The organism is Methylobacterium sp. UNC378MF (assembly GCF_900103195.1).
In the GTDB taxonomy this organism is placed as follows: Bacteria; Pseudomonadota; Alphaproteobacteria; order Rhizobiales; family Beijerinckiaceae; genus Methylobacterium.
The window spans coordinates 25,618-42,840 of the sequence record NZ_FMWU01000011.1 but is presented as its reverse complement, the minus strand read 5'-3'; the positions used below and the strand labels follow the sequence as shown (position 1 = coordinate 42,840).

General features: G+C 70.3%; 12 protein-coding genes. All 12 read right to left on the bottom strand.

From position 1 onward, the window contains the following. Positions 1-352 precede the first annotated feature (352 nt). The 12 genes from mqo to BLT59_RS13060 all read right to left on the bottom strand — a co-directional run bounded on the left by mqo (position 353) and on the right by BLT59_RS13060 (position 17,010). Positions 353-1,861, bottom strand: coding sequence for a malate dehydrogenase (quinone) (gene mqo / locus BLT59_RS13115; protein ID WP_091780390.1), 1,509 nt, complete (start codon positions 1,859-1,861; stop codon positions 353-355). Positions 1,862-1,893: 32 nt separating this feature from the next. After that, the gene (locus BLT59_RS13110) at positions 1,894-2,289 is read right to left on the bottom strand and encodes a cupin domain-containing protein (protein ID WP_091780387.1); all 396 of its coding nucleotides are present in this window, start codon (positions 2,287-2,289) and stop codon (positions 1,894-1,896) included. A 30-nt stretch (positions 2,290-2,319) separates the two neighbouring features. After that, complete coding sequence (gene poxB / locus BLT59_RS13105; RefSeq protein ID WP_091780384.1) at positions 2,320-4,047, bottom strand: ubiquinone-dependent pyruvate dehydrogenase; 1,728 nt, start codon at positions 4,045-4,047, stop codon at positions 2,320-2,322. A 45-nt stretch (positions 4,048-4,092) separates the two neighbouring features. Further along, on the bottom strand, positions 4,093-5,553 hold the full coding sequence (gene fumC, locus BLT59_RS13100; RefSeq protein ID WP_091780381.1) for a class II fumarate hydratase: 1,461 nt from the start codon (positions 5,551-5,553) through the stop codon (positions 4,093-4,095). 195 nt (positions 5,554-5,748) lie between these two features. Next, positions 5,749-6,276 carry a chromate transporter gene (locus BLT59_RS13095; protein WP_210185975.1) on the bottom strand — a complete coding sequence of 176 codons (528 nt, stop codon included), beginning with the start codon at positions 6,274-6,276 and terminating at the stop codon, positions 5,749-5,751. Then, positions 6,273-6,878, bottom strand: coding sequence for a chromate transporter (locus BLT59_RS13090; RefSeq protein WP_091780378.1), 606 nt, complete (start codon positions 6,876-6,878; stop codon positions 6,273-6,275). The genes BLT59_RS13095 and BLT59_RS13090 overlap by 4 nt, the downstream gene beginning before the upstream one ends. Further along, the gene (locus BLT59_RS13085) at positions 6,856-7,842 is read right to left on the bottom strand and encodes a phospholipase D-like domain-containing protein (protein WP_091780375.1); all 987 of its coding nucleotides are present in this window, start codon (positions 7,840-7,842) and stop codon (positions 6,856-6,858) included. The genes BLT59_RS13090 and BLT59_RS13085 overlap by 23 nt, the downstream gene beginning before the upstream one ends. Before the next feature lie 59 nt (positions 7,843-7,901). Continuing rightward, positions 7,902-11,000: an efflux RND transporter permease subunit gene (locus tag BLT59_RS13080; protein WP_091780372.1), complete on the bottom strand. Its 3,099-nt coding sequence runs from the start codon at positions 10,998-11,000 to the stop codon at positions 7,902-7,904. After that, positions 10,997-12,199, bottom strand: a complete 1,203-nt coding sequence (locus BLT59_RS13075; protein WP_244513972.1) for an efflux RND transporter periplasmic adaptor subunit — start codon at positions 12,197-12,199, stop codon at positions 10,997-10,999. Before BLT59_RS13075 ends, BLT59_RS13080 begins: the two co-directional genes overlap by 4 nt. Positions 12,200-12,233: 34 nt before the next feature. Then, a complete protein-coding gene (cydB, locus tag BLT59_RS13070; protein ID WP_244513971.1) occupies positions 12,234-13,304 on the bottom strand; it encodes a cytochrome d ubiquinol oxidase subunit II in 1,071 nt (356 codons plus the stop codon). 2 nt (positions 13,305-13,306) lie between these two features. Next, positions 13,307-14,719 (bottom strand): cytochrome ubiquinol oxidase subunit I, encoded by a 1,413-nt coding sequence (locus tag BLT59_RS13065; protein WP_091780366.1) that lies wholly within the window; start codon positions 14,717-14,719, stop codon positions 13,307-13,309. A gap of 2 nt (positions 14,720-14,721) precedes the next feature. Then, positions 14,722-17,010 (bottom strand): FdhF/YdeP family oxidoreductase, encoded by a 2,289-nt coding sequence (locus BLT59_RS13060; RefSeq protein ID WP_091780362.1) that lies wholly within the window; start codon positions 17,008-17,010, stop codon positions 14,722-14,724. Positions 17,011-17,223 lie beyond the last annotated feature (213 nt).

Genomic DNA, 17,223 nt, shown 5'->3' with positions numbered 1-17,223 from the left:
GCCACCGCGGCGTGCCGGATCGTCGGCCCTCAGCCGGGGCCAGCCCGCGCAGGGAACCGCGCGGTACGGACCGGAAGACGCCGCCGTGGAAGCCGTCCTTGGGCCGGCGCGCTGTGTCGGGGTTCCCGCCGGGTTGGCCGGCCACGCGGTGCCGGACGACGGGCTCCGGGATCACGCTGCGGGGCAGGGCGAACTGGGCCTTGAGCTCGAACGCGGCACTCCGATCCGGAGCGGGGCGCGCGTCGCGGATCGGGACGATGTCGGGGCTGCCGGGTCCTCGGCGGCATCGTCGGCGGCGTGATCCATCCGGCCGTCGGTGGACCGGCCCTCTTCTCCGCGCGCCCTGAGCCTGTCAGACGTTGTCGATCTTGAGGATCGGCGCCGTTTCGGCCCGGCTGCGCCGGCAGGCCTCGGCATCCTCCTTGAGGTCGATGCCGTAGGTCGGGATCACGGCCTTGAGGCGCGGCAGCCAGCCATCCGGCGTCAGCCGGTCGGCAAAGCACGTCTCGAGCACTTCGACCGCGATGAACGCCGCCGTCGAGGCCCCCGGCGAAGCGCCGAGCAGCGCGCAGATCGACTTGTCGGCCGCGGCCACCAGCTCGGTGCCGAATTCCAGGTAGCCTTCCTCCAGCGGGTTCGCCTTGCCGGTCGGCTTGATCGTCTGCACCCGCTGGCCGGCCACCGCCGACGTCCAGTCCTGCTTCAGGGCCTTCGGAAAGAACTGCTTCAGGGTCGCGAACTGGTGGTCGGAACTCTGAAGCACCTGACCGACGAGGTACTCGGTCAGCGCGACGTTGTCCTTGGCGACGTCGAGCAGCGGCACGATGTTGTGCGGGGTCAGCGCGGTGAACAGGTCGGTGAGCGACCCGTGCTTGAGGAACCGCGACGAGAAGCCCGCATAGGGCCCGAACAGCAGCGAGCGCTTGCCGCCGATGATGCGGGTGTCGAGGTGGGGCACCGACATCGGCGGCGAGCCGGAGGCCGCCTTGCCGTAGACCTTGGCGTGGTGGCGCGCGCTGACCGCGTCGACGTCGCAGCGCAGCCAGATGCCCGAGACCGGGAAGCCGCCATAGCCGCGCCCCTCCGGGATCTTCGAGGCCTGCAGCAGCGGCAGCGAGCCGCCGCCCGCGCCGATGAACACGAACTTCGCCGTCACGGTCTGGCGCGTGCCGTCGTAGGTGTCCTCGACGGTCACGGCCCAGCGGCCGTCATCGACCCGGTCGAGGGCGACGACCTTGCGGTTGTAGTGCACGGAAAAGCCCGGCTGCGCCGCGAGCTGCTTGACGAGGAGGTGCGTGAGGGCGCCGTAATCGACATCCGTCCCGGTGACGATCCGGGTGGCGGCGATCGCCTCGCCGGGCGCGCGGCCCTCCATGATCAGCGGCGCCCAGCCGGCGATGACCTGCGGATCCTCGCTGTATTCCATGCCGTGATAGCAATGGTGCGCCGCCATCGCGGCGTAGCGGGCCTTGAGGAACGCGACGTTCTCTGCCCCCCAGACGAAGCTCATATGCGGGCAGGGATGGAGGAAGGCGCGGGGATCGGGGATCGCGCCCTTCCGCACCAGATGCGCCCAGAGCTGGCGCGAGATGTCGAACTCGGTGTTGACCTCCAGCGCCTTGGCGATGTCGACGCTGCCGTCGGGGCGCTGGGGCGTGTAGTTCAGCTCGCAATTGGCCGCGTGGCCGGTGCCGGCATTGTTCCAGCCTTCCGAACTCTCCTGCGCGCAATCGTGCAGGGTCTCGAACATCGCGAGTGTCAGCGAGGGCTCCAGCTCCTTCAGGAGCGTGCCGAAGGTCGCGCTCATGATGCCGGCGCCGATCAGCACCACGTCGGGATTGTCGTCGCTTCGGCCGGCCATCGCGGGGCTCCTGGCAGCGGGTTCGGAGGATCTCACCGGGCGTTCGGGACGAAGGGCAGCCGGGCCTCGGCGCCGGGGGCGAGGATCACGTAGGCCCGGCACCAGGGTTCGTCGTCGACGAGGCGCCAGGAATGGCCGGAGCCGGCCGTATCCTCGGCGATGAGGATGTCGCCGGGGCGGATCGTGAAATGCGCGCCGGCCTTCGTCTGGAAGTCGAGGGTGCCGCGCAGGGTGATGACGAACTGCCGGGTCGGGGCCGGGTGCCACGCGTAGGTCCCGCCGGCCTGCGTCTCCCGGAAGGAGATCGAGACCACGTCGGTCGTGCCGCTGAGGATGTCGCCGCGCTCGCCGTGGGGCAGGGCGATGACGCCTTCCTCGAAGTAGGAATTGTCGTCGTCACCGGTCCAGATGCGAACGCAGCGGATCATCGGGCTGAACTCCGGCTTCGGAATGGCGCCTCAGCGCCAGAGATTGGTCTTGGCGAGGTCGATGATCTCGGTGCCGCGCCCGTCGATCACCGCCCGTGCGAGCCACATCCCGAAGCCCGTCGCCTGCTCGAGGCCGATCTTCGGCGGCATCGACAGTTCCTGGCGGGCCGAGACGACGTCGAGGAGGGCCGGGCCGTCATGGTCCAGCAGCGCGCGCATCGCGTCGGGCAATTCGGCCGGATCCTCGACGCGGCGGGCGAAGATGCCGGCCCCCCGGGCCATGGCGGCGAAGTCCGGGTTCACCAGTTCGACGCCGGTCTCGAGGAAGCCCGCGGCCTTCATCTCCATCTCGACGAAGCCCAGGGTGCCGTTGTTCAGCACCACGACCTTCACCGGCAGCCTGTGCTGGTTGAGGGTCAGCAGGTCGCCCATCAGCATGGCGAAGCCGCCGTCCCCGGAGAACGAGATGATCTGCCGTCCGGGATAGGCCGCCTGCGCGCCGATCGCCTGCGGCAGGGCGTTGGCCATGGAGCCGTGGTTCAGCGAGCCGATCAGCCGGCGCTTGCCGTTCATGGCGAGGTAGCGGGCCGCCCAGATCGTCGGCGTGCCGACGTCGAAGGTGAAGACCGCGTCCTCGGAGGCCGCCTCGCTCAGGGCGCGGGCGACGTATTGCGGGTGGATCTTGCCGCCGGCCTTGCCCACCGCCAGGGCGTCGAGCCCGGCGCGGGCCTTGCGGTAATGGGCGAGGCTGTCGTCGAGATGCGCCCGGTCGGTCTTCGCCTGCAGCTTCGGCAGCAGCGCCGTGATCGTGGCGCCGACATCGCCGATCAGGCCGAGATCGATCCGGCAATGGCGCCCGAGGCTCCCGGCCCGCAGGTCGACCTGCGCGATCTTGGCGTCCTCCGGGTAGAACTGGCGGTAGGGGAAGCCGGTGCCGAGCAGCAGCAGGGTGTCGCAGTCGAGCATCGCCCGGTAGCCCGACGAGAAGCCGATCAGGCCGGTCATGCCGACGTCGTAGGGATTGTCCCACTCCACGTGCTCCTTGCCGCCCAGCGCGTGGACCACCGGGGCCTTCAGCGCCTCGGCGAGCTGCAGCAGCTCCGCGTGCGCCCCGGCGCAGCCGCGGCCGCAGAACAGGGTCACGCGTTCGGCCCCGTTGAGCATCCCGGCGAGGGCGTCGAGGTCGGCGTCGCGCGGGCGCACCACCGGCGGGGGCGGCACCAGGGCGGCGGAGAGGTCGGGCGCCCCGCCCGGCATGGCCATGAGGCCGACATCGCCGGGGATCACCACCACCGCCACCCCGCGCTCGGCGATCGCGACGCGGATCGCGGTCTCGATCACGCCGGGCAACTGGGCCGGCGAGGAGACCAGCTCGCAATAGTGGCTGCATTCCTGGAACAGGTTCTGCGGGTGCGTCTCCTGGAAGTAGCCCCGGCCGATCTCGGCCGAGGGGATCTGGGCCGCGATGGCCAGCACCGGCACGCGGGAGCGGTGCGCGTCGAACAGGCCGTTGATCAGGTGCAGGTTGCCGGGCCCGCAGGAGCCGGCGCAGACCGCGAGGTCGCCGGTCAGGTGGGCCTCGGCGCCGGCCGCGAAGGCGGCGCTCTCCTCGTGGCGGGTGTGGATCCAGGCAATCGAGCCGTCCTGGCGCAGGGCCTCGGTCAGGCCGTTGAGGCTGTCGCCGACCACGCCGTAGATGCGCTTCACGCCGGCCTGCGCCAGCGCCCGGACGAACAGATCGGCGACCTTCGTGCTCATGGTGTCTCGCTCGAGTGAGGGGCTCGGGATGACGGGGTCACCGGGTCAGGCCCCGGCCAGCCCGTGGCCGATCATGGTCTTGGGATCGCAGACGGCATCGAAGCGCTCGGCCGGGACGCCCTCGGCCAGGGCGGCCTCGCGCAGCGTCGTGCCTTCGTCGTTGGCACGGTGGGCGATCTTGGAGGCGAGGTCGTAGCCGATCACCGGTGACAGGGCCGTGACCAGCATCAGCGACTGGTTCACGGTCTCGTCGATGCGCCTGCGGTTGAGTTCCGTACCGGCGACCGAGAAGGTCCGGAACTTCTCGCAGGCATCGCCCAGCACGCGGATCGCGTGGAGCGTGTTGTTGATGATGATCGGGCGCATCGCGTTCAGCTCGAAATTGCCCTGCGAGCCCGCGAAGGCGACCGCATTGTCTTCGCCGATCACCTGGATGCAGACCATCACCAGGGCCTCGCACTGGGTCGGGTTGACCTTGCCGGGCATGATCGAGGAGCCCGGCTCGTTGGCGGGCAGGAGCAGTTCGCCGAGGCCGCAGCGCGGCCCCGAGGCGAGCCAGCGCATGTCGTTGGCGATCTTCATCAGCGCCACCGCGAGCCCGCGCACCGCCGCCATCGCGGCGACCATGGCGTCCAGCGAGCCTTGCGCGGCGAACTTGTTGGGCGCGGTGACGAAGGGCTTGCCGGTCAGCGCGGCGATCTTGCCGGCGATCTCGGCGCTGAAGCCCTCCGGGGCGTTCAGCCCGGTGCCGACCGCGGTGCCGCCGGCCGCCAGCCTGTAGAGCCCGCCGCGGGACGCCTCGACCAGGGCCAGCGCGTCGCGCATCTGCTGCCCGTAGCCCGACCATTCCTGGCCGACCGTCAGCGGCGTCGCGTCCTGCAGGTGGGTCCGCCCGGTCTTGACCACGTCCATCCAGTCCTGGGCCTTGGCGTCGATGGCGTCGGCGAGCCTGTGTGCCTGCGGAAGAAGGACCTCGTCGAGTTCCAGCACCGTAGCGATGTGCATCGCGGTCGGGAAGGTGTCGTTTGAGGACTGGCCCATGTTGACGTGGTCGTTCGGGTGGACCGGGCTCTTCGAGCCGAGTTCGCCGCCCAGAAGCTGGATCGCGCGGTTCGACAGCACCTCGTTGACGTTCATGTTGGACTGGGTGCCGGAGCCGGTCTGCCAGACGTAGAGCGGGAAGTGATCGTCGAGCCTGCCGGCGATCGCCTCGTCGGCGGCCTGGACGATGGCCTGCGCCCGCCACGCCTCCAGGCGCCCGGCCGCGGCGTTGACCAGAGCCGCGGCCTTCTTGACGTAGCCGTAGGCGTGATAGACGCGCTTGGGCATGCGATCGGTGCCGATCGAGAAATGCTGGAGCGAGCGCTCGGTCTGCGCGCCCCAGTAGCGGTCCGCCGGCACGTCGATGCCGCCCATCGAATCGGTCTCGCGGCGCGTCCCCGTGGCGGAGATGCCGATCGGACGGTCCTGCAGGGCCGGGACACCTTCTTCCACGCTCGACGACATCGTGCCTCCCGCCGCGACGGGTTCAGGACGTCCTAACCGTCGCCGTCAGCCTGCCTCGCGCGCAGGGCGGCATTCTTGTTGGTTTGGATTGCGAATTGCGCATTCGTGCCCGTTCGGACACGCGCGCTCGATGGGAAGCCCGCTCGGAGCGCCGCCGCAGGCCATCCACCCGGTACCGGTCCGCCGGCGCGCGGCTCAGATCACGCCGAACCAACCCAGGAGGCCGGCAATCGCGAGGATGGGCAGCGGATTGAGGGCCGTGCGCCAGAACAGCAGGGTGAAGAGCGCCGCGGCGATGTAGCCCCGCGCCGAGAAGCCGGCGCCCTCGGCCACCGTCCACCCGCTCGCCAGGATCAGCCCGACGGCGATCGGCCCGAGTGCCGCCTCCAGGGCGACGTGCCATGCGCTGCCTGAGGTCCGTTGCCAGAGCCGCGCCACGACGATCATCAGCAGCCCGGCCGGCAGCATCATGGCCGCCTGCGCGACCAGGGCTCCCGCGAGCCCCGCGACCTTGTAGCCGATCATCGCGACGATCAGGTTGCTCGGGCCGGGGGCGGCCTGCGAGATCGCGAAGATGTCGGAGAAGGCGGCCCCGGTGAGCCAGTGCGCCTCCCCGACCGCGTGCCGCGCCATCTCCGGCACGACGCTGTTGCTGCCGCCGATGGACAGGATCGACAGCGTGCTGAAGAAGGCGGCGAGCGCGATGAGGTCGCTGGCCTTCACGAGGCCGCCCCATCCGCGCCGCGCCGGTGCAGATGCCGCCAGGCCAGCAGGAAGGCCGGCGGCGCCAGGATCGCCAGCACGGCGATCAGCGGCAGATGCAGCAGAACCGAGCCCAGGAAGGCCGCCGCGATGAAGGCGAGGGCGGCGGGCCGCCGCGCGAAGCCCTCGCCCGCCTTCAGGCCTGCCGACAGGGCGAGCCCGACCGCGGCGGCGGTGACGCCGCGCAGGACATCCTGGACCGCCGGCACCGCGCCGCTGTGGAAATAGGCCCAGGCGAGGCCGAGGACGATCCAGAACGGCACGAGCGTCAGGCCCAGCAGGGCGGCGGCCGCCCCGGACACGCCGCGGAAGCGGTGGCCGACATAGATCGCGAAATTCGCCTGGTTGGCGCCGGGCAGCACCCGCGCCAGCGCGTAGGCGCTGAGGAACTCCGCATCGTCGAGCCAGCGCTTGTCCTCGACGATCAACTTTCGGGCCCAGGCCGTGAGGCCGCCGCCGAAGCTGACCAGGGTCAGCCGGTTGAACAGCCAGAACAGTTCCAGGAGGCCGGGCGGCGCGGCGTCTGGCGCCGGCAAGGGCTCAGCTGTGTCGGAGGTCGGCATCCGGCTCGAACTCCGCGCTCTCGTCCGCATCCGGTGCCGCAATCGGATAGGGTGGCTCGTATCGCCGCGACCCCTTCCAGTCCGCCTCGAAGACGGCGGCGATCGCACCGACGATCGCGGGCTCGCCGATCACGACGCCGAGTTCGCGCCGCAGATCGAAAGCGGCCTGATCGAGGTTCTGGGTGCCGAGATAGACCCGCTCGCCATCGATGATCGCGATCTTGCCGTGGCTGCGCAGCTGGCGCTGCTTGTGCAGGCGGCCGCCGGCCTCGCGGAACAGCCGCCACAGGGCGAAGGAGTACATCAGGTCGGGCTGGTGCAGGCCGTGCTTGCCGCCGCACAGGAGGCGAACCCGGACGCCCCGCTTCAGGGCGGCATGGATCCGCTCGAAGATCACCGGCTCGGCGAATTTCGGGTGGGCGAGATCGATGCTGCGCCTGGCCCCGTCGAGCAGGTTGCACAGGATCGCCCGGGCGCTCCCCGGGCTCCAGGACAGGCCGGACCCGCCGTTCGGCGCGAATGTCCCGTCGGTCCAATCCGCCTCGAAGCAGGCCCGTATGTCGGCGACCTGACCAGGATCGGACAGGATGATCCCGTAATCCCGGGTCTTGGTGAAGTACTTCTCCATGAAGTTGAACGTCGCGACCATCGCGCGCGCGCCGTCGACGACCAGCGACTTCTCGTGGGTGACGAGGAAGCGCGGCGATGTCCAGCGCACCGGAAGGCCGGCCTCCTCCAGGCGCGCGAAGGTCCGATCGTTGACGCGCTCGCCGGTGCCCTTGGCCGGATTGAGAAGGACGCGGACGGCGATGCCGGCCGCATGCCGGTCCAGGACGGCGTCGATCAGCAGGGGATGGTCGAAGGTGAATTGCTTGAGCAGGATCTCCCGCTCGGCGCTCCGCATCAGGGCGACGACCGGCTCGGTCCCGTGGTCCGGCTGAACGATGAGCTGGGGGGCCTGCATGTCGGCGCGACGATGTCCTTGTGCCGGATCTGTGGGACGGGCTCGCCCGCGCGGGGCGGTCAGGCCACGCGCGGTCGCTCACCGGTGCTGCCGCGACGAAGCCGATGGCCGAGGCGGGCCATGTAAATGTAAACGACCGGCGTGGTGTAGAGCGTGAGGAGCTGAGAAACGATCAGTCCTCCGACGATTGTAAGGCCGAGCGGCTGGCGGATCTCTGCGCCGGCACCGGTCGCGAGCAGGAGGGGGAGGCCTCCGAGCAGCGCGCAGAGCGTCGTCATCAGGATCGGCCGGAAACGCAGGCGCCCCGCCTCGCGGGCCGCTTCCGTCGCGGACAGGCCGCGGTTCCGCTCCGCCTCCAGGGCGACGTCGACCAGCATGATGCCGTTCTTCTTGACGATGCCGATCAGCAGGATGATCCCGATGAGGCCGATCAGGTCGAGCGGCCGCCCGAAGGCCATGAGCGCCAGGAGGGCGCCGAGCCCCGCGGAGGGCAGCGTCGAGAGAATCGTGATCGGATGGATCGTGCTCTCGTAGAGCATGCCGAGGATCAGGTAGATCGCGAACAGGGCGAGCAGGATCAGGGGCGCCATCCCGCCGAGCGCGGCGCGGAACGCCTTCGCGTTGCCCTCGAAACCGTGCGCCACGGAGGGCGGCATCCGCAAGGCGGCGACCGCGTCCTCGACCGCCGTGACGGCCGTGCCGATCGTGACGCCGGGGGCGAGGTTGAAGCTCAGCGTCATCGACGGGAACTGGTTCTGGTGGTTGATGGCCAGCGGCGTGACGTCCGGCACGGCCGTGGCGATCTCGCCGATCGGCACCATCGTCCCGCTCTGCGAGCGGACATAGATCCGCCGGAGGGCCTCGGGGCCGAACTGGTAGGACGGTTCGACCTCCAGGATCACGTAATACTGGTTGAGGGCCGTATAGAGCCGGGCCACGTGGCGCTGGCCGAAGGCGTCGTAGAGCGTCTGGTCGATCTCGGCGGGATCGACGCCGAGGCGCGACGCGGTGGCCCGATCGATCGAGAGCCGCAGCGTGCGCCCGGCCGATTGCCGGTCGCTGGCGACGCCGCGCAACACCGGGAGCGCCCGGAGCCGGTCGGCGAGGCGCGAGCCCCAGACGGTCAGCTCGGCCGGATCCAGGTCGGTGAGCGTGTACTGGAACTGCGTCTTGCTGAGGCGGCCGCCGATGGTGATGTCCTGGGCGGCCTGCATGTAGAGGGTGATCCCGGGGACCGACGCGAGCGCCGTGTCGAGGCGCCGCATGACCTGGAACACGCTCACGTCGCGCTGGCCGAAGGGCTTCAGCGTGATGAACACCCGTCCGTCGTTCTCCGTGACGGTCGGCCCGCCGGCTCCGACGAAGCCGACGGCGCTGGCGACCGCCGGGTCCCGGGCCGCGACGGCCAGGAGCGCCTGCTGGGCGGCCTTCATGGCGGCCGGCGAACTGTCCTGGGCCCCTTCCGCGATGCCCAGGATGAGGCCGGTGTCCTCCTCGGGGAAGAAGCCTTTCGGGATGACGACGAACAGACCGAGCGTCGTGAGGATCGTGGCGATCATGACGCAGAGGGTCACGGCCTGATGCCGCAGCACCACCGCCAAGCCCCGATCGTACAGGGCGAAGAGCCGGTCGAACATCCGCTCGACGGCCCGTGAGATCCGCCCCGGCGCGTCCTGCCGCCGGGGCGGCAGGAGCTTGGCGCAGAGCATCGGGATCAGGGTCAGGGAGACCGCGGTCGAGACCAAGATCGCGACCGCGACCGTCGCGGCGAATTCCCGGAATATCAACCCGACGACACCGCCCATGAGGAAGAGCGGTATGAACACGGCGATCAGCGAGATCGAGATTGACAGGACCGTGAAGCCGATCTCCGACGCGCCCGCGACGGCCGCCTCGACGGGGCCCGCGCCCTCATCGATGTGCCGCACGACGGTCTCGACCATCACGATGGCGTCGTCGACCACGAAGCCGATCGCGACCGACAGGCCCATCAGCGACAGGTTATCGAGGCTGTAGCCGAGCGGGTACAGCGCCGCCACCGTGCCCAGGAGCGCGATCGGGACGGAAAGCGCCGGGATGACGGTCGCCCAGACCGTGCGCAGGAACACCGCGATGACGCCGACGACGAGGGCGATGGTCAGCAGCAGCGTGCGCCGCACGTCGTCGAGGCTCTCGACGATCGTCGTCGTCCGGTCGGACACGATGGCGACGTCGATGCCCGGCGGCAGGGACGCCCTCAAGTGCGGGAGCCGCGCCCGGATGGACGCGACGGTCTCGACCACGTTGGCCCCGGCCTGCCGCTGCACGGCGAGGATCACCGTCGGCTTGCCGTCGATCCAGCCCGCCAGGGTCTCGTCCTGCGGCGCCTTGACGGTCCGCCCGATGTCGCGGATGCGGATCGGCGCGCCGTCGCGATAGGCGACGATCGCCGCGTCGAAGCCGTCGGCGGTCAGAAGCTGATCGTTCGTCGTGAGGGCGAAGGTCTGCTGTCGTCCGTAGAGCTGCCCGGTCGGCTGCTCGACGGTGAGCCGCGCCAGTGCCCGCCGCACCTCGGGAAAGCTCAGCTGCTCCGACGCCATCAGGGCGGGGTTGAGCTGGACGCGCAGCGCCGGCAGTTGCAGGCCGCCGACCAGAACTTGGCCCACGCCTGCGATCTGCGCGATCCGCTGCGCCAGGATGGAATCGGCGTAATCCGAGACCGTGGTGATCGGCAGGACGTCCGAACGCACCGCGATCAGCAGGATCGGCGCGTCGGCCGGGTTCGTGCGCCGGGAGACGGGCGGATCGAGCAGGCTCGCGGGCAGCTGCCCCTGGGTATTGTTGATCGCGGCCTGGACGTCGGTGGAGACGCCATCGAGGCTCCGGCTGCGATCGAATTGCAGCGTGATCTGCGCGTAGCCGACGCCGCTGCTCGAGGTCATCTGGCTGAGCCCGGGCACCTGCCCGAACTGGCGCTCCAGCTGCGTGGTCACGGAATCGGCCACGATCTGCGGCGATGCGCCCGGAAGCTGCGCCGTGACCTGGAGGATCGGCGTGTCGATGCTGGGCAACGCCGCGATCGGCAGCAAGGGGTAGCTCGCCACCCCCAGCGCCACGACGGCCACCATGAGGAGGGCCGTGGCGATCGGGCGCCGGATGAAGGGGGCCGACAGGTTCACGGCAGCAGCCCGAGCGCGCGCGTCGTCGTCTGAGAGACGGCTCCGGGCTCGGCTTCCGCCACGACGGTTCCGGGCCGCAGGCGGTACTGGCCCTGCGTCACGACCGTCTCGCCTGGGCCGAGCCCGGATCCGATGAGCGCGAGACCCTTGTGCCGCGACGCGACGGCGACCGGCCGGACGCGCACCGTGCGGTCGTCGCCGACCACGTAGACGAAGGTCCCGTGGTCGTTCTGCTGGATGGCATCGACCGGTATCGTGAGCGCGTCCTTGATGACGCGGGGGGTGATTTCCGCCACCACGAAGGTGCCGGGCCAAAGCGCACGCTGCGCATTCGGGACGTTGGCCTTGAGCTGAACGGTGCCGGTCCTGGTCTGCGCCTGATTGTCGATCAGCAGCAGGGTGCCGCTGTCGAGCAAGTGCGTCCCGGTCTGGTCATATATTTGGGCCGCGACCGGACCGTGCGTCAGCGCGGTCTGGATTTCGGGAATGTCGCCGGCCGCCACCGTGACGATCACGCTGATCGGCTGCAGCTGCGCGACGACGACGATCCCGCCGGGATCGCTCGGGCGGACGAGGTTGCCGACATCCGTCAGCCGGATGCCGGTCACGCCGTCGAAGGGCGCCCGCAGGGTGGTGAAGCCGAGCTCCGCTTCCGCGTAGGCGACGGCGGCCTTGTCGATGGCGACCGCGGCCGCCTGTTCGGCGACCTGCGCCTTCTGGTCCTCGACCAGCCGATCCGTGGCGTATCCCTTCTCCAGCAGCGGCGCGTTGCGGTCGAGGTTGAGCTGGGCGTTGCTCAGCCGCGCCAGGTCCCGCTGCAGCTGCGCCTTGGCCTGATCGAGCTTGGCCCGGTAGATCTCGGGATCGACCGTGGCCAGCACCGAGCCGGCCGCCACGGACCTGCCCTCGACGAACGTCACGCTCGTGAGCAAGCCGGTGACTTGGCTGCGTATCGTCGCCGTGTTGTAGGCCTGCACGGTCCCGAGCCCCTTGAGGACGACCGGTACGTCGCCGCGGGCGACCTTGGCGGTGACGACCGGGACCGGAGCGTCGCGTTCTGCCGCCCGGGCCGTCTCCCGGCCGTCGATCAGGGCTGCGAGCGCCAAGGCTGCGAGCGCCTGGGCTGCGAGCGCCAGGGCTGCGAGGGTCGGGGCTGCGAGGGTCGGGGCGACGCGTGTCGCGCGAGCGAAGCGGGCCATGCGGGTTCGCCTCCGGCGACGCTGAGGGCGCGCCTCAGCACAGGTGCAGGGCGGTCTCGGAGGCGCTGGCGCGCCGGCCTGCGGACGGCGCCGCCTGCTGAGCCTCCTCGGTGCCGTGCGCCTCCAGCACGGTCTTTCCGCGGAAGACCCAGTAGGCATGGCCCAGATAGCCGATGATGACCGGGACGACGATCAGCACGCCGATCCCGACGAAGCGCAGGGTCGCATCGTCGGACGCGGCGTTCCAGATCGTGGCGTGGCGGGGCACGACGTAGGGCCAGAGGCTGACCACCAGCCCCGCGAAGCCGAGGAGGAACAGCACGATCGTCCATTGAAACACCCGCGTCTCGCGCCCGCTCCACAGGCTGCGCCCGATCAGCACCGAGACGCCGGCGGCCGCCGCAGGAAGGAGCGCCAGCGGCAGCAGCTGCGGCCATGCAAACCAGCGCTGCGCGACCTCGGGAACGGTGAGGGCCGTCCAGGCGCTCACCAGGATCATCATGGCGGCCGTGAGGATCAGGGCGGCCCGTCCCACCTCCCGGCCGAAGACCTGCACCGCCCCGTCGGTGCGCCAGATCAGCCAGCCCGCACCCAGGAGCGCATAACCGCCGACGAGGCCGGCGCCGCAGAGCAGGCCCAGCAGGCTGAAGGCGCTGAACGGGCTTCCGGAGAAGACGCCCTCATGCACCGGAACACCGCCGATGAAGCCGCCCAGGACGAGGCCCTGCGCCAGCGCGGCGAGGAGGGAGCCGCCCGCGAAGGCGAAATCCCAGACGCGCCGGAAGCGCGTCGCCTGGAACCGGAACTCGAAGGCGATGCCCCGCAGGATCAGGGCGAACAGCATCGCCATGATCGGCAGGTAGAAGGCCGGAAGCAGAACGTAATAGGCGATCGGAAAAGCGGCCCAGAGCAGGGCGCCGCCGAGGACGAGCCAGGTTTCGTTGCCGTCCCACATCGGCGCGATGCTCTGCATCATCAGGTCCCGGTGCCGATCGCGCGGTGCGAGCAGGAACAGGATGCCGATGCCGAGGTCGAACCCGTCGGCGAGCACGTAGATCGCGATGGCGAAGGCCGCGACGAGGGCGAAGATCAGCGGTAAATCCATCGTCATTCCCCGGCCGCGATCGGCGTGGTGTAGCGGGGCGCCCGGCCCAGGACCGCCGTTCCGGCCTGTTCGAGGCCGGGGCGCACCGCGTTCGGATGCAGGTCCGCGATCGCGGCCGGTCCGCGGATGACGATGCGCGCGCCGTACCAGAAGAAGGCCAGGAGCAGCAGGTTGTAGACCAGGGCGAACATCAGCAGCGAGGTCAGCACGGCGCCGGGCGCGAGCGGCGCGACGGCGTCGGCCGTGCGCAGATGTCCGTAGACCACGTAGGGCTGCCGCCCGGTCTCGGTCACGGTCCAGCCGGCGATCACCGCGATGAAGCCCAGCGGGGTCGCCGCCATGGCGGCGAGCTGGAACCAGCGGGTGGTGAACAGGCGGCCGCGCCAGCGGAGCACGCCGCCGATGACGGCCAGGATCAGGAGCACGAGGCCGACGCCGACCATGATGCGGAAGGCGAAGAACACCAGCGGCACGTAGGGCCGGTCGGCGGCCGGGACGGCCTTGAGCCCCTGCACGTAGCCGTTCCAGCTATGCGTCAGGTAGAGGCTCGCGGCGTGCGGGATCGCGATCTCGAAGAGGTTGCGCTCGGCTGCCATATCCGGCCACGCGATCAGCGTCGCCGGGACGCCCGAGCCGGACTCCCAGAGCCCCTCCATGGCGGCGAGCTTGGTCGGCTGGTGGCGCATGGTGTTGCGTCCATGCGCGTCGCCGATGACGAGCTGCAGCGGGACGAGCACCAGGGCCGCGCCCATCGCCAGGGAGAAGCCCTTGCGGGCGACCGCGACGTGCTGGCGCCGCCAGAGGTGGTAGGCCGAGACCCCCGCGACCACGAAGCTGCCCGTGATGTAGCTGGCGCAGACCATGTGCAGGAAGCGATAGGGAAAGGACGGGTTGAAGAACGCCGCCCACCAGTCGGCCACATGGAACAGGCCGTCGGCATCGAGCGTGTAGCCCGCCGGCGTCTGCATCCAGCTGTTGGAGGCCAGGATCCAGCTGGCGCTGAACAGGGTCCCTGTGGCGACCATCAGGCAGGCGAAGAAATGCGCGCCGCGCCCGACGCGGTTCTCCCCGAAGATGACGATGCCGATGAAGCCCGCCTCCAGGAAGAAGGCGGTCATGACCTCGTACATGAAGAACGGCCCGAGCACGTTGCTGACGGCCCGGGAGAACCCGCTCCAGTTCGTCCCGATCTGGTAGGAGAGGACCAGCCCGGTCACGACCCCCATGCCGAAGCCCAGCGCGAAGATGCGGATCCAGAACCGCATCAGCGCGCCGTAGACCGGATCGTCCGTGCGCCACCACCGGAAGCTCAGGAACGCGACGAACGAGGCGATGCCGATCGTGAAGGCCGGCCACAGGATGTGGAAGCCGATCGTGAAGGCGAACTGGATCCGGGAGAGCGTGAGGGCGTCCATGCTCAGGCTCCCGTTCCGAGGCGGCGCATCCGGACCGGAATCGCCTTGTAGGAGGGGGTGTGGCTCTGCGGATCGTGCAGGCCGAGGGGGACCAGGGGATTGGCTTCGGGGTAATAGGCGCCGACGCAGCCGTCGGGCAGCGCGTAGGGCACGACCTCAAAGCCCTCGACCGAGCGGGCGATCCCGTCCTGCGCGAGGGTGTGGAGGGCGACGCGGTCCCCGGCCCGAACGCCCTGCCGGGCCATCTCGGCCTCGCTCAGGAAGACCACCATGCGGCCGCCGAAGACGCCCCGGTACCGGTCGGACAGGCTGTAGAGCGTCGTGTTGTACTGATCGTGGCTGCGCATCGTCGTGAGCCAGAGCGCATCCGGGTCATCGGCGTATTCGTCCTCGTCCAGGCCTTCGAAGACCGCGAACTCGGCGCGGCCGGACGGCGTCGCCCAGATCCGCTCGCGCGCCAGCGAGGTGAGATGAAAGCCGCCGGGCACGCGGATCCGCGCGTTGAAGCCCTGGAAGATCGGGAAGATGCGCTCGATCGCGTCGCGGATCCGGTCGTAATCCGCGGTGAAGTCCTCCCAGGGAATGGCCGAGCCGGGGCCGAGCGTCGCCCGCGCGATGCCGGCCACGATCGCGGTCTCGCTCAGCAGGTGCTCCGAGGCCGGAAGGTTGCGGCCGGCCGAGGCATGCACCATCGACATCGAGTCCTCGACGGTGATCGATTGCGGGCCCGTCGCCTGGTGGTCGACCTCGCTGCGGGCGAGGCAGGGCAGGATGTAGGCTTCCCGGCCGTGGACCAGCTGGCCCCGGTTCAGCTTGGTGTTGATCGCCACCGTCAGGTCGAGCGTCCGCATCGCCCGCTGGACGGCTTCGGTGTCGGGCACGGCGGCGGCGAAGTTTCCGCCGAGGGCGATGAAGGCCCGCGCCTGGCCCCGCAGCATCGCGCCGAGGGCCGTGACCACGTCGTGGCCATGGGCCCGGGGCGGCTCGAAGCCGAAGACGTCCCGCATCCGGTCGAGCATGTCCGGCGTCGGCTTCTCGGTGATGCCGACGGTTCGGTTGCCCTGAACGTTGGAATGCCCGCGCACCGGGCACAGGCCCGCGCCCGGCCGCCCGACATTGCCCCGCAGGAGCGCGAGGTTGCTGATCAGGCGGACATTCTCGGTGCCGCGGCGATGCTGGGTGATCCCCATCCCCCAGACCAGGATGGCGCTCTCCGCCGCCACGTAGGTCCGTGCCGCGGATTCGAGGTCCGCCCGGCTGAGCCCGGACCGGCGCTCGATCGCCGCCCAGGATGTCGCGCGAAGGTCGGCCGCGAGGGCCTCGAAGCCGCGCGTGTGGCCCGCGATGAAGTCCGCATCGAGCACGCGCCCCGTGTCGGCGGCGATGGCCGCATCGTCCATCGCGATGCAGGCCTTCATGATCCCCTTGAGGGCGGCCGCATCGCCCCCGACCCGGACCTGGAAGATGCGCGAGGCGATCGGCGTCGAGGTCAGCGACGCCATCTCGACGGGATTCTGCGGCGCCTGGAAGCGCTCCAAGGCCCGCTCCCGGAACGGATTGAAGCTCAGGATCGCCGCGCCCCGCCGCGACGCGTCGCGCAGGCTCGTCATCATCCGCGGGCTGTTGGTCCCCGGATTCTGGCCGAAGATCAGGATCGCGTCGGCGCGGTCGAAATCCTCCAGGAGAACCGTGCCCTTGCCGACGCCGATGCTCTGCGGGAGACCCACACTGGTCGCCTCGTGGCACATGTTCGAGCAATCGGGGAAGTTGTTGGTCCCGTAGGCCCGTCCGAGGAGCTGGAACAGGAAGGCGGCCTCGTTGGAGGCGCGCCCGGACGTGTAGAACTCGACCTGATCCGGATCCGTGCCGTCGCGCAGGATCGTCCCGATCCGCGCGAAGGCATCCGCCCAGGCGACCGGGACATACCTGTCGCTGGCCGCCTCGTAGCGCATCGGGTGCGTAATGCGACCGACCATCTCCAGGTCGTAGTCGCTCCACGTCGCCAGTTCGGACACCGTGTGGGCGGCGAAGAAGTCCGGGGCGCAGCGCTTGGCGGTCGCCTCCCAGGCCATGGCCTTGGCCCCGTTCTCGCAGAATTCGAACGGGCCGGGCTTCTTGGGATCGGGCCAGGCGCAGCCCGGGCAGTCGAAGCCCGAGGGCTGGTTCATGCGCAGGAGCGTCGCCGCTCCGCGCACCGCAATCTCCTGTTCGACGAGCGCCTTGCCGGTCGCCTCCAGCGCGCCCCAGCCGCCGGCAGGATTGGTGTAGGCGCGGATCTTGGCCTTGGCCATCGGGGTCCTCGGGCTGGAGGCGGGCGCGGACGTCAGAAGCGTCCGAAGCGGCGATCAGGGACGAGACGCGTGCGATGCGCCGGACAGGCGGCCGGGCATGCCGGCCGATCCCGCTTCGCGCGGCATCCGGCTCCCGCAATCCGCGGCCGGAGGCCGGGCGCCCCGATCGCGCCGCCGCGCAGCTCGGGGGCGATCCTGCGGATCATGCGAGGC

Coding starts and splice junctions, on each gene's coding strand:
- BLT59_RS13075 (WP_244513972.1), bottom strand. CDS start 12,199: ATGGCCCGCTTCGCTCGCGCGACACGCGTCGCCCCGACCCTCGCAGCC.
- cydB (WP_244513971.1), bottom strand. CDS start 13,304: ATGGATTTACCGCTGATCTTCGCCCTCGTCGCGGCCTTCGCCATCGCG.
- BLT59_RS13060 (WP_091780362.1), bottom strand. CDS start 17,010: ATGGCCAAGGCCAAGATCCGCGCCTACACCAATCCTGCCGGCGGCTGG.
- BLT59_RS13085 (WP_091780375.1), bottom strand. CDS start 7,842: ATGCAGGCCCCCCAGCTCATCGTTCAGCCGGACCACGGGACCGAGCCG.
- mqo (WP_091780390.1), bottom strand. CDS start 1,861: ATGGCCGGCCGAAGCGACGACAATCCCGACGTGGTGCTGATCGGCGCC.
- poxB (WP_091780384.1), bottom strand. CDS start 4,047: ATGAGCACGAAGGTCGCCGATCTGTTCGTCCGGGCGCTGGCGCAGGCC.
- fumC (WP_091780381.1), bottom strand. CDS start 5,553: ATGTCGTCGAGCGTGGAAGAAGGTGTCCCGGCCCTGCAGGACCGTCCG.
- BLT59_RS13090 (WP_091780378.1), bottom strand. CDS start 6,878: ATGCCGACCTCCGACACAGCTGAGCCCTTGCCGGCGCCAGACGCCGCG.
- BLT59_RS13110 (WP_091780387.1), bottom strand. CDS start 2,289: ATGATCCGCTGCGTTCGCATCTGGACCGGTGACGACGACAATTCCTAC.
- BLT59_RS13065 (WP_091780366.1), bottom strand. CDS start 14,719: ATGGACGCCCTCACGCTCTCCCGGATCCAGTTCGCCTTCACGATCGGC.